This is a genomic window from Fulvivirga aurantia (assembly GCF_009711475.1).
GTDB lineage: Bacteria > Bacteroidota > Bacteroidia > Cytophagales > Cyclobacteriaceae > Fulvivirga > Fulvivirga aurantia.
The window spans coordinates 1-12,108 of record NZ_SMMD01000863.1; the positions used below are offsets into that span (position 1 = coordinate 1).

General features: G+C 38.9%; 10 protein-coding genes. 6 read left to right on the forward strand and 4 right to left on the reverse strand.

All coding sequences use genetic code 11. From position 1 onward, the window contains the following. Positions 1 to 62: 62 nt before the first annotated feature. On the forward strand, positions 63 to 1,148 hold the full coding sequence (locus E1176_RS13420) for a DUF1573 domain-containing protein (RefSeq protein ID WP_155211146.1): 1,086 nt from the start codon (positions 63 to 65) through the stop codon (positions 1,146 to 1,148). A gap of 71 nt (positions 1,149 to 1,219) precedes the next feature. Here E1176_RS13420 and E1176_RS13425 read toward each other — a convergent pair whose 3' ends face one another. Next, positions 1,220 to 2,440 (reverse strand): acyl-CoA dehydrogenase family protein, encoded by a 1,221-nt coding sequence (locus E1176_RS13425; RefSeq protein ID WP_155211147.1) that lies wholly within the window; start codon positions 2,438 to 2,440, stop codon positions 1,220 to 1,222. Positions 2,441 to 2,558: 118 nt separating this feature from the next. On the opposite strand from E1176_RS13425, the gene E1176_RS13430 reads away from it, so the two are divergent. The 3 genes from E1176_RS13430 to E1176_RS13440 are packed head-to-tail and all read left to right on the forward strand — an operon-like array spanning position 2,559 to position 6,977. Further along, complete coding sequence (locus E1176_RS13430; RefSeq protein ID WP_155211148.1) at positions 2,559 to 3,527, forward strand: tryptophan 2,3-dioxygenase family protein; 969 nt, start codon at positions 2,559 to 2,561, stop codon at positions 3,525 to 3,527. Between the two features lie 42 nt (positions 3,528 to 3,569). Beyond that, entirely contained in the window at positions 3,570 to 5,387 is a 1,818-nt protein-coding gene (locus E1176_RS13435) for a toxin-antitoxin system YwqK family antitoxin (RefSeq protein ID WP_155211149.1), read from the forward strand. A 24-nt stretch (positions 5,388 to 5,411) separates the two neighbouring features. Further along, positions 5,412 to 6,977, forward strand: a complete 1,566-nt coding sequence (locus tag E1176_RS13440; protein ID WP_155211150.1) for an NAD(P)/FAD-dependent oxidoreductase — start codon at positions 5,412 to 5,414, stop codon at positions 6,975 to 6,977. On the opposite strand, the gene E1176_RS13445 is transcribed toward E1176_RS13440, so the two are convergent. Both E1176_RS13445 and E1176_RS13450 read right to left on the reverse strand, forming a co-directional pair. Continuing rightward, positions 6,967 to 7,884, reverse strand: a complete 918-nt coding sequence (locus tag E1176_RS13445) for a GNAT family N-acetyltransferase (protein ID WP_155211151.1) — start codon at positions 7,882 to 7,884, stop codon at positions 6,967 to 6,969. The two genes, E1176_RS13440 and E1176_RS13445, sit on opposite strands and share 11 nt — an antisense overlap. Beyond that, a complete protein-coding gene (locus tag E1176_RS13450) occupies positions 7,881 to 8,282 on the reverse strand; it encodes a sugar 3,4-ketoisomerase (protein WP_155211152.1) in 402 nt (133 codons plus the stop codon). Before E1176_RS13450 ends, E1176_RS13445 begins: the two co-directional genes overlap by 4 nt. An 86-nt stretch (positions 8,283 to 8,368) precedes the next feature. Between E1176_RS13450 and E1176_RS13455 the strand changes: the two genes are divergently transcribed. Then, a complete protein-coding gene (locus E1176_RS13455; protein WP_155211153.1) occupies positions 8,369 to 8,734 on the forward strand; it encodes a CoA-binding protein in 366 nt (121 codons plus the stop codon). 12 nt (positions 8,735 to 8,746) lie between these two features. Here E1176_RS13455 and E1176_RS13460 read toward each other — a convergent pair whose 3' ends face one another. Further along, positions 8,747 to 10,039 carry a leucine-rich repeat domain-containing protein gene (locus E1176_RS13460; RefSeq protein WP_155211154.1) on the reverse strand — a complete coding sequence of 431 codons (1,293 nt, stop codon included), beginning with the start codon at positions 10,037 to 10,039 and terminating at the stop codon, positions 8,747 to 8,749. 95 nt (positions 10,040 to 10,134) lie between these two features. Between E1176_RS13460 and gyrB the strand changes: the two genes are divergently transcribed. After that, positions 10,135 to 12,093, forward strand: a complete 1,959-nt coding sequence (gene gyrB / locus E1176_RS13465; protein WP_155211155.1) for a DNA topoisomerase (ATP-hydrolyzing) subunit B — start codon at positions 10,135 to 10,137, stop codon at positions 12,091 to 12,093. Positions 12,094 to 12,108 lie beyond the last annotated feature (15 nt).

The following is a 12,108-nucleotide window of genomic DNA, read 5'->3' on the forward strand; positions in this document are numbered from 1 at the left end:
CGGTTTCTTCTTGCGAAACCATGGTTTTTATTATTTTTGTTTGTCTTTAAATTAAAAAATCCATGAGAGCAATAGTTGTATTTTTAATTCTGTGTTTGTCATCTTCAGTATATGGTCAGTTGGCTGAGGAGATTACTTTTTCGGAAAAACAGTTTGATTTTGGAACAGTAAAAGAAGAAGATGGGCCAATTATTCATGAGTTTAAGTTCATAAATAATAGCGAGAAACCTATTTCTATACTCAATGTGAAAGCATCTTGTGGTTGTACCACACCCGATTGGAGCAAAGAACCAGTAGCTCCTGGTGAGTCTGGTTTTGTACAAGCTCAGTATAACCCTAGAAACAGACCAGGCCAGTTTAATAAAAGCCTCACAATTACTACAGATTATAACGATCAGCCTATTAGACTATATATAAAAGGCAATGTAACGCCAAAACCGAAATCGATAGAAGAAGAACTACCCGTATCTATGAACGGGCTTCGGGTGAAGTATCGATCTTTGAATATGGGCAAAGTATATACTACAGATGAGCCAACAGTAAAAACATTTGAGGTATATAATGATACAGATTCAGCAATAACATTTAAGCAGGAAATGGAAGGGCCAAAATACATTTCTGTAAGCTTTGAGCCGCAAACACTTGAGCCAAAGGCAAAAGGTCAGATTAGTGTGAGCTACAATGGAAAACTGAAAAACGATTTAGGATTCTCTAACGATAATCTGAATTTTTATACCGATCAGTCAGAAGACCTGGCTCAGAAATCAGTTTCGGTTTTTGCCACTGTGTTGGAGTATTTCCCACCTTTGACTCCGGAGGAAATGGAAGACGCTCCAAAGCTTAAAATAGAAAGCACTACCCATGACTTTGGTAAGATTTCAAAAGATAGTAAGGTGAATACTAAATTTGTGTTAACGAATACCGGTCAATCACCACTAAAGATTAGAAAAGTGGACTCTAATTGCGATTGTACAACTGCTGAGGTTGAAAAAGAAACGGTTAAGCCAGGGAAATCAGTTGAGTTAGAGGTAGCTTTTGATGCTTACGGCAGAAAGGGTAATCAGCAGAAGTCTGTGACGATTTATTCAAATGACCCAAGAAACCCTGTGCAGCGTGTAACAATAAAAACCTACGTGCAAGCACAGTAATACTTGTAAAATTTTGGAACAACAAAGGCTCACATTATGTGAGCCTTTGTTGTTTATGATTTTTGATACTGTTACTTAAAAGCCGGTATACCTGTAATCTCGGCACCGAGAATCAACAAGTGAATATCATGAGTACCCTCATAGGTCACTACAGACTCAAGGTTCATCATATGTCGCATCATTGAGTATTCACCGGTAATTCCCATTCCACCATGCATTTGTCTTGCTTCTCGTGCAATATTAAGTGCGGTTTCTACAGAATTACGCTTTGCCATAGATATCTGAGCCGTAGTAGCTTTGCCTTCATCCATCATTTTACCAAGCTTCCAGTTAAGTAGTTGTGCTTTGGTTATTTCTGTAAGCATTTCAGATAGTTTCTTTTGCTGAAGCTGGAAAGAGCCGATTGGCTTTCCGAATTGCTGTCTTTCTGTAGCGTATCTTCTTGCACTGTCGTAGCAGTCCATAGCTGCGCCAATTGCACCCCATGCGATGCCATACCTTGCAGAGTCCAGACACATCATAGGAGCACCAAGGCCACTTTTACCAGGAAGTAGATTTTCTTTAGGCACTTTCACATTGTCAAATACCAACTCACCGGTACAGCTTGCTCTCAAAGACCATTTGTTATGAGTTTCCGGAGTAGAGAAGCCTTCCATTCCTCTTTCTACAATCAGGCCATGTATTCTTCCTTCCTCATTTTTTGCCCAAACTACTGCTATATCACACTCCGGTGAATTTGAAATCCACATTTTGGCACCATTAAGCAAGTAGTGGTCACCCATATCTTTGAAATTAGTAACCATGCCACTTGGATTAGAACCATGATCTGGTTCTGTGAGTCCGAAGCATCCTAAAAATTCACCAGAGGCTAGTTTTGGTAAAAATTTATTGCGTTGCTCTTCCGACCCGAATTTATAGATCGGGTACATAACAAGTGATCCCTGCACAGAAGCGGTAGATCTCATGCCAGAATCGCCACGCTCAATTTCTTGCATAATAAGGCCATAGCTTATATAGTCTAAACCACCTCCGCCATACTCTGTAGGTACAGTAGGGCCAAAAGCACCTATATCACCAAATTTCTTGACAATTTCTGATGGGAAGTGGTTGTTTTGGCACCACTCTTCGATATAAGGACTGATCTCTTTTTTAACAAAATCTCTGATTGAACCTCTAATGAGTTTGTGCTCTTCGGTAAGTAGGTCGTCTATCTGATAAAAATCTGGAGACTCAAATAAATCGTTTGAAGCCTTTTTACTTGTCGTTTCTTCTTTCACAATATTGGTCGACATATATTATTTGGGTTATTCGTATTTAAATTTCAAATTTACGCAACAATAATCATTTACGATTTACGATTTTGAATTTATGCGGTAAAATGCATGGTCAGATCGGTATAACGGTAAGCAAATGCAAGAGTCGCAGATAGACCCAAAGATTTTAGAACAAATAAAAAAGCTGGACGCCAAATTTGAGGTAATGGGTCAGGATATATCCTCTTACTTGGATGGTTTGCTATACGCAGACTACCTGACTTATTGGGATTATATCCACTTAGATACCTTATTAAGTTTACAGACTCCAAAAACAGGGTTTGAAGATGAGTTAATCTTTATAGGGTATCATCAACATACAGAAATATTCTTTAAGCTGGCATTACATGAGATCAATCAGATTGCCAATAAAGAAAATATAGAAGCAGATTATTTCATCAATAAACTCGATCGGCTAATCAGGTATTTTGAGGTGTTGTCTAACTCTTTTTCTGTGATGACGGAAGGGATGGACAAGGATCAGTTCTTAAAATTTAGGATGTCTCTTTTGCCGGCCAGTGGTTTTCAGTCTGCGCAGTATCGCCTTATAGAAATATCATCGACAGACGTTTATAATCTGGTAGATGTAAAGCAGCGATCTAAGTTTTCGCCAAGTAATAACACAGAAAATTTATTAGAAAACATTTACTGGAAGAATGGGGCTACTGAACTAGCCACAGGTAAAAAGACACTAACGCTAAGACAATTTGAGGAAAAGTATTTTGAGCAATTTCTAGGCAGAGCCATAGCGTTTAAGAATAAAAACCTACTTAAGGTGTTTCAAACCAATTTTAAAGACAAGGCGGGCAATGAAGAAATCGTTGAAAAGCTGCGTACTTACGATGCATTAGTTAATATTTCATGGCCTTTAGCGCATTATAAATCTGCCGTAAGATATCTTCAAAAAGACCCTGATGATATTGCTGCCACCGGAGGTACAAACTGGCAAAAATTCCTACCGCCTCGTTTTCAAAAAATAATCTTCTTTCCTGAACTCTGGACAGATGAAGAAAGAGAAGAATGGGGCAAAAGTTGGGTGCTCAAAGAGCTTTTGAGTAATAAATAGCCAACCTCTTTATATTCTATTTCTACGTATATTAGTAGAGGTTTGCAGTTTTTAAAGATACATATCGCAGTTATATTGATAGCTTGTGCAATAAGCGCACAGGCACAAATTACCAGGTACAGTTACCATGACGATGAGAAGCAAAATCTCAAAGAAATGTATCAGGTAAAAGACACCATAAGCAACATACTTGAGGGTAAATACATTTCTTATTATCTCAATGGTAATATCGAATCACAGGGTCAGTTTTCTAATAACGAGACAGTAGGTAGTTGGAATTTTTATTACGAGACCGGCAAACTGAAAATGACCGGTACACTTGAGCCTAATTCTAATGACGGGTACTGGGAATATTACTACGAAAGTGGTAATAAAAGCATGGAAGGAGAGATTAGCGATAATAAAAGAACTGGAGATTGGCGTATTTATTTCGAAAGTGGTGAATTAAAAGAAGAGGGTGCTTTCAAAGAGAGTAAAAGAGAAGGCCCCTGGCGCTATTATTATGAGAGCGGCAGTCTTAAAGGACAGGTAAATTACACCAATGCAAGAGGTCAGTTTACCGAATTCTATTCAACTGGGGAGGTGAGAGCCGAGGGCACAAGGGTAGGTTTAAAAAATGTAGGCAAATGGCAGTATTTCTACAAAGATGGTAATCTGCAAGCCGAAGGAGTATATGAAAATGGATTGAAAACAGGTGAGTGGACTTATTACCATAGGAATGGAAATGTATCTGCATCAGGTGCGTTTTTAGATGGGGAGGCCAACGGAGATTGGGTTTATTTCTATCCAAACGGAAAAGAAAGTTCAAAGGGTGCTTTTGTTGAGGGTGAAAAATCTGGTTACTGGGGGGTATTTTTTGAAGATGGAAGCCTAAAGGGTGAAACAATATTTAAAGATGGCACTGGCATATATAAGGAGTATTATACCGATGGTAGTTTAAAAATAAGAGGATCCATTGTAGAAGGTAAGCGAGATGGTTTGTGGAAGTATTATTACTTAGGGGGTGATCTTGAGGGGGAATGTGAATTTAATGAAGGAACCGGGGAGTACTTGGGTTACTATCCGGATGGCACCTTGCAGACCAAAGGAACTTTAGAAGAGGGAAAGAAGGTAGGACGCTGGGAGTTGTATGATAAAAGTGGCTCACTCACAGGGTATTACAAACCTATTTATGATGAGGAAGGCTTGCAGGAAGAGGAGATAGAGGCCGTCAGGCCAAAGCGGGAGTATGGCGTTGCAGACTACAAATTTACAGGAAGAAAGATCAAGTATTTCGAAAGTAAAATCAATGAATTTCAAGGGGTGATAATGAGTATTAATCCCTTGGGATCATTTATTGGCCGGGTACCATTTGCAGTAGAGTTTTATATGCAGGAGCGATTAGGGCATGAGTTTGAGTTTGAAGGAATTCGCGACCCATTTTATACTAATGACAATGATGTGCCACTTAACGATACCTACACCAGGGGTTACGCTATAGCACTCAAACAAAAATTTTATAACGAGCACAGTAAGTTTGGTCTGCTTTATTTCGGTCATGAAATGCGATTTACAAACCTCAGTCATTTTGCAAACATTGAGAGCACACGCGTGCAAGGCAATGAAATAAAAGTAAGCGCCTCTGAGCAAAAGGTAGAATACTCGGTGCTCTTAGGTTACCGTCTTATGCAAAATACCGCAGACAAAGGATTTACTATTGATGCTTATGTGAGTCTGGGAACCGGATATAGAAATTTTAGTGTTTCACAGGAGTTTAAGCGAGCTTTTGATGGGCTGGATCAATCAAAAATTACATTCAAGCCTTCATTTGGAGTCAATTTTGGCTATATTCTTTCTTTTGGAAAGCGTGGCCGCAAATAATATTTAAGGATAAAAACCTTACACATGAAAACTTACGAAATGAAATTAAAGCCTGAGGAGGCTTTTGATGATGATGTTTTTAACCGAATTGCGAGTAAAAGATTTGGAGAAAACAAGCAGTTTAGAATAGCGCGCAGATCTATCGATGCGAGAAAAAAGCAGGTCTGGGTTAATGTTCTTCTCGAGGTCTACGACCAAACACCACCACCGCTAACTAATTATGATATTCCCACGACTGACGTTAGTAGTAAGGATCCAGTTATAGTAGTAGGTTCCGGTCCTGCTGGTTTGTTTGCTGGCTTGAGGCTGATCGAATTGGGTATCAAACCCATTATTCTGGAAAGGGGTAAGGATGTACGTGACAGACGTAGAGATATAGCTGCTATCAATAAAGAGCACATCGTAAACGAAGACAGTAATTATTGTTTTGGAGAGGGTGGGGCAGGCACCTACTCAGATGGTAAACTCTATACAAGGTCAAAAAAGCGCGGAGATGTACAGCGAGTTTTAGAAATTCTTGTGAAGCATGGAGCCACAGAAAAAATCTTATACGAGGCACACCCTCATATTGGCACAAATAAACTGCCTAAGGTTGTAACCGCACTCAGAGAAAGCATTGAAGCCGCAGGTGGAGAAGTACATTTTGATTGCAGAGTGGATGATTTTATCATAGAAAAAGGCGAAATGGTAGGTGTTAGGCTGGCTAACGGTGATCAGATCAGAGCTAAAGGTGTGATTTTAGCAACGGGTCATTCTGCCAGGGATATCTTTCATATTTTACAAGACAAGAAAGTAAAAATAGAATCTAAGCCTTTTGCGCTTGGCGTTCGTGTTGAGCACCCTCAGCAACTCATCGATCAAATTCAATATAACTGTAATACAGAAAGAGGCGATTATTTGCCAGCGTCTTCTTATGCGCTGGTCAATCAGACCTATTATGAAGGAGAGAAACGTGGGGTCTTTTCATTTTGCATGTGTCCTGGTGGTTTTATAGTGCCGGCAGCTACAAGTGCTGGTGAAGTTGTGGTAAACGGGATGAGTCCTAGCAGAAGAGATTCTAAGTACGCCAACTCAGGAATTGTAGTAGCTGTAAACGAAGAAGATATCGCTAAGTATAGTTCTTTTGGTGACCTGGCCGGATTGCAATTTCAGAAAGAAGTGGAACAAAAAGCATGCGTGGTGGCAGGCAATGACCAAACAGCACCAGCACAACGGTTGGTTGACTTCGTTAATGGTAAAGCATCGAGCGCCTTGTTAGATACTTCGTACCAACCAGGACTTAAATCTGTAAAGATGGATGAGGTTCTGCCAGATTTTATCAACGCCAGTCTGAAGCAGGCTTTTAAGGCTTTTGGGAAGAAAATGAAAGGCTACTTGACCAACGAAGCTCAGATAGTTGGTGTAGAAAGTCGTACTTCTTCACCCGTCAGAATACCACGAGACCGTGAGACTTTAGAGCATCTGGAAGTAAAACGATTATACCCATGTGGAGAGGGAGCTGGTTATGCCGGAGGTATTGTAAGTGCAGCAATGGATGGGGAAAGGTGTGCTGAAGCCATCGCTCAGCAATACTTTGGAGTTACAGTTTAAGTCTATAAGAGACTTTAGTTGAAGCTAAGGCACCTAATGACTTTTTGAAGTTAAAGAGCCCTTGATTGATTTTGCCATCTATCATACTGCCTCCAAGGTCCAAAATTTTATACTGGTTATTTTGGCAGTATCTATACATCTCCTGTATGAGAAATACAGTCGGGCTCAGCGAGCGATAGTTAGCATCATCGTCATGATGGAAGTCGTATAAGATGTCATTATTAACCTTAATGCATATAGATGCAGCAACCATAACTTCATCTAAGAACACACCGAAGATCAAGATATTTTCCGGAAACGATTTGCCTAAATCTTCTACTTCCTCCAAAGTCATGCTTAAGGCGTAGCCTTTATCATCTCTTCCTTTTTTTATTAAGCGATATGCCTCTTTGAGTTTATGATTTGGAAGCTTTTCAAATTTCAGCTGTTCAGATTTATTTAAATAGCGATTCTTATCTGAATCTATAAGATTTCTGAAGTCTAAATCTGTGATAGGGATATACTGCATGTAATCATTGGCAGTTACGTCAAACCCCAGATTTTTCAATGTACTATCCTGTATTTCAAAGAGTTGTAAATTATAGTCTTGAGGTAGAGATTTGATTGTTATTGTTTCTATAGCACCAGTATTTCTGATGTGATCTATCGCTTTTTCTAATAACAGAGAGACATGACCACTATCGGCAGTACTTATATCCACACCACCAAAAGGAGCGTATGGTAAGCTTATCGCCTCATTTTCACTTAAATTAAAATGAATTTGAGCAATGAGCTTATCATTTTCAAACAGTGAATTACAAACTAATTGATGGTGCCTGAGATTTAAAAACTTAGGGTTATAGAATAAATAGGAATCGCTGCTTACACGCTTTGAGGTTGATGTATGGGTCACTTTGATGCGACTCATTTTGTTCTCTTAAATGTGTCGATATCGTGTATGAATTGCTCTTCAGCGTAGGTGGTAGAAGCCAGTACAGTTAGAATAGCTCCCTTTTCATAAGTGAGGTCAATCCAATGCATTTTTGGGAAATAAAGTACTTTGGATGGGTTATCTAACACAAAAGTAAATTCTTCCCCTTCGGTATTTGTAAGCTTTACCTTCACAGACTTGTGCATGCAAATGAGGCATTTCTCAGAATCCTGATGAGCGTGAGAGCCTCGGGTAATTTCTTCTTCGATATTATAAATCCAAAATACCCGTTTTATGGCAAAAGGTAGGTCGTCTTCGATTACGCTGAGATCACCCCCTCTGTCAGTGATTTTGTTTAAAGGAATAAAGTGAGGTTTACTTAAACTCTCGGTCATTTATGAATACTAAAATTGAACAAAATAACGAAGATAGGCGATACCGTGTTATACCTGCAAATAATGTTTTATAATTACATCAATTTATGAAAAAAACAGCAATAATCGGTGCTACAACCAATCCTGCAAGGTATGCTTACTTTGCAGCAGAACTTCTTAAAGAGCATGGTCATGAAATAGTGCCAATAGGTATCAAAAAGGGAGAGGTTGCAGGTGAAAACATACTAGATATGAGGCAAAAACCGCATGTTGAAGGTATAGATACCATCACATTATACTTAGGCCCTCAAAATCAACCCGAGTGGTACGACTATTTGCTTTCGCTAAAGCCCAAAAGAATAATCTTCAATCCAGGTACTGAGAATCGCGAATTAGCTGAAAAAGCTGAACAAAATAACATTGAGACACTCGAGGCCTGTACTCTGGTAATGCTGCGCGTGGGTAATTATTAATTTACATAAATCTTATTCCAATGTGCTCGGATTAACTACAGTTCCTCGTTTATTCATTTTAGATAGGGTTTCCTTGAGGTGCTCATTATTTGGGTTGTCTATTTTAATTGGGTTGTTCTGAAAATAAAAGAGTTCCAATCTTTCAAAATCCTTGAACTCCAGTGGTATAAACTCAATCTTATTATCGGACAAATCGAGATTTTTAAGCATTTTCAGATTTAGAATTACAGCAGGTACTTCAGCAAAATAATTGTTGTTAATTCTTAGCACCTCCAATTGATTGAGCGATGCGAGACTGGCAGGTATATTGGTCAGTCTGTTGTGATGTAGATACAAACGCTTAAGGTTTGGCAAATCTCCCAGCTCCTCTGGCAAGGAATAGATTTTATTATTTGACAGGTATAAAATTTCAAGCTTTTCAAACGCCTTTATTTGCTTAGGTAAAACTTCAATATCATTATAGTAGATATCTAATTGTTTAAGATTTGTCAGATTAAAAAATGCGTCTGGAATTTCTTTTATTTGGTTCTCGTAGATTGAAAAAAGTTCTAATTTCTTAAAGTGGTTAATACCATCCGGAATAGCTTTTATGTTGTTGTGATTTAGCTGTAACTCCTTTAGATTATTTAAGGTAAAAAGGCTCTCAGGTATGTAATTGAGATCAGTTTTGTTGAGCCTAAGCGTTGTCAACCCACTCAACTTCTTAAAGTTTTGGTTGTCTATTATTAGGCAGTTCTCACTAATGTTTAAGACTTCTAATTTTTTATTTTTTTTAAGGTAGAGGGGTATTTCAGTAAAATGATTCTTGCGAAGATTAAGATCTGTTAAGTTCTTAAATTTTCTGACCTGCCGGGGCAGAGAGCTCAAATTATTATCATTGAGAAAAACACTTTTTATATTCTTGTTTCGCTTTATTTTTAGTTTACGATTGCCAATTTGATTATTACTCAGGTTTAGAATGGTAAGACTATCTAGTTTTTTGATTTGCCTGCCGATTTTCTCAATGTTGTTATGCGCAAGATTCAAACTTTTAAGGTTTTTAAATCTATAAACCCATTCTGGAATTTCCTTTAAACGACCATTTGATAGGTTAAGTAGGAGAACTGAGTCCTTATTGTTTATTCTTTGGTAAGCTTCAAATCTTTCAACAGCCTGAAGGTATAGTTTATGTTCATTTGTATTCAACAATGAATCCACCTGTTGTCTCGTAGCTATTTTACCATTCACAATGTGAAGTATTTGTGCTAATGATTGAGATGACGCAAGCAGGAAAATAAGTATGGTTAGAAGCGTGGGTTTGAGCATACTTTAAACTAAATGATTAGTTGGTAATAATGCAAGTAATAAGCATGTAAAAAACCATTTAATATTGTAGTTTTGAGGGACTTTGAATTGAGCTTATGAGTGATAATAAAGAAAACAAGAAGAAAGAATATTCAGCTGGTAATATCCAGGTACTAGAGGGTTTAGAAGCAGTAAGAAAGCGTCCTGCCATGTACATTGGCGATGTGGGAATAAAAGGACTTCACCACCTAATCTGGGAGGTAGTTGATAACTCAATTGATGAAGCACTTGCTGGCTATTGCGATGAGATATCAGTAACTATAAATGAAAACAACTCAATAACTGTAAGCGATAACGGTAGGGGTATACCTACAGATATTCATGAGAAGGAAGGCCGATCTGCACTAGAGGTTGTAATGACTGTTCTTCACGCAGGGGGTAAGTTTGATAAAGACACCTACAAGGTTTCTGGTGGTCTTCACGGTGTGGGTGTATCTTGTGTAAACGCACTTTCTACCCATCTGAAAGCCACAGTTCATAGAAATGGTAAAATCTACGAACAAGAGTACGAGCGTGGTGTGCCTAAATATCAGGTAAAAGAAACTGGTACAACCGACAAAAACGGTACAGATATCTACTTCTTGCCAGATCCTGAGATTTTTAATGTAACAACCTACACTTTCGATACGGTAGCTTCAAGATTACGTGAGCTGGCTTATCTTAATGCAGGTATAAAAATTTACCTTAAAGATCTAAGAGAGCTTGATGATGATGGTAATCCCAAAAGTGAAGATTTCTTCTCTGAAGGAGGTCTTAAAGAATTTGTAGAATACTTAGATAGCACGAGAGAGGCGTTGATTCCTTCACCTATCTTCATGGATAGAGAAAAAGGTGAAATTCCAGTGCAGGTGGCCATGAGCTACAATACATCGTACAGTGAAAATGTTGTTTCTTACGTAAATAACATCAACACCATAGAGGGCGGAACGCACGTTTCTGGTTTTAGAAGAGCCCTTACAAGAACACTAAAAGCTTATGCAGATCGTTCTGGTTTGCTTGATAAAGTAAAAGTGGAGATCAGCGGTGATGACTTTAGAGAAGGTCTTACAGCCGTAGTGTCTGTTAAAGTGGCCGAGCCACAGTTTGAAGGTCAGACAAAAACCAAACTAGGTAACTCAGAGGCAAGTGGGGCGGTAGATACTGCAGTGGGCGAGATGCTTACACATTATTTGGAGGAAAATCCTAAAGAAGCCAAGCAGATTGTTTCTAAGGTAATTGTAGCGGCCCAAGCCAGACACGCAGCTCGTAAGGCACGTGAAATGGTGCAAAGAAAGAACGTAATGAGCGGCTCTGGGCTTCCTGGTAAGCTGGCTGACTGCTCTAATAAAGATCCTGAAATATGTGAGTTGTACCTTGTGGAGGGTGACTCTGCAGGTGGTTCTGCAAAGCAGGGTAGAGACAGAAACTTTCAGGCTATACTACCACTCAGAGGTAAAATACTTAACGTAGAAAAAGCTCAGGAGCACAAGATCTACGAAAACGATGAAATAAAAAACATGATTACAGCGCTTGGCGTTAGCTTCGGTACTGAGGATGACGATAAGGCGTTAAACATGGAGAAACTTCGTTATCACAAAATCGTAATCATGACGGATGCGGATATTGATGGTAGCCACATTCGTACGTTAATTCTTACTTTCTTCTTTAGGTACATGCATGCACTTATCGAAAAAGGTTATTTATATATCGCATTGCCACCGCTCTATTTACTCAAAAAAGGTAAAGATGAGCGTTACTGCTGGACGGAAGATCAGCGCGTAAAAATCACTGAAGAGATGGCAGGTGATGGAAAAATTGAATCTGTGAGTGTTCAGCGTTACAAAGGTCTTGGTGAGATGAACCCGGAGCAGTTGTGGACGACCACCATGGATCCTGAAAATAGAAGCCTTAAATTAGTGACAATAGAATCAGCTGCTGAGGCAGATCACTTGTTCTCTATGTTGATGGGCGATGAGGTAGCACCTCGTAGAGAATTTATTGAGAAAAATGCTAAATACGCTAACGTAGACGTATAATTGATAAAGAATTCG

Bases quoted from the DNA above. Each gene is read 5' to 3' on its own strand.
- E1176_RS13420 (WP_155211146.1), top strand. From the start codon at position 63: ATGAGAGCAATAGTTGTATTTTTAATTCTGTGTTTGTCATCTTCAGTA.
- E1176_RS13425 (WP_155211147.1), bottom strand. From the start codon at position 2,440: ATGTCGACCAATATTGTGAAAGAAGAAACGACAAGTAAAAAGGCTTCA.
- E1176_RS13430 (WP_155211148.1), top strand. From the start codon at position 2,559: ATGCAAGAGTCGCAGATAGACCCAAAGATTTTAGAACAAATAAAAAAG.
- E1176_RS13440 (WP_155211150.1), top strand. From the start codon at position 5,412: ATGAAAACTTACGAAATGAAATTAAAGCCTGAGGAGGCTTTTGATGAT.
- E1176_RS13445 (WP_155211151.1), bottom strand. From the start codon at position 7,884: ATGAGTCGCATCAAAGTGACCCATACATCAACCTCAAAGCGTGTAAGC.
- E1176_RS13450 (WP_155211152.1), bottom strand. From the start codon at position 8,282: ATGACCGAGAGTTTAAGTAAACCTCACTTTATTCCTTTAAACAAAATC.
- E1176_RS13455 (WP_155211153.1), top strand. From the start codon at position 8,369: ATGAAAAAAACAGCAATAATCGGTGCTACAACCAATCCTGCAAGGTAT.
- E1176_RS13460 (WP_155211154.1), bottom strand. From the start codon at position 10,039: ATGCTCAAACCCACGCTTCTAACCATACTTATTTTCCTGCTTGCGTCA.
- gyrB (WP_155211155.1), top strand. From the start codon at position 10,135: ATGAGTGATAATAAAGAAAACAAGAAGAAAGAATATTCAGCTGGTAAT.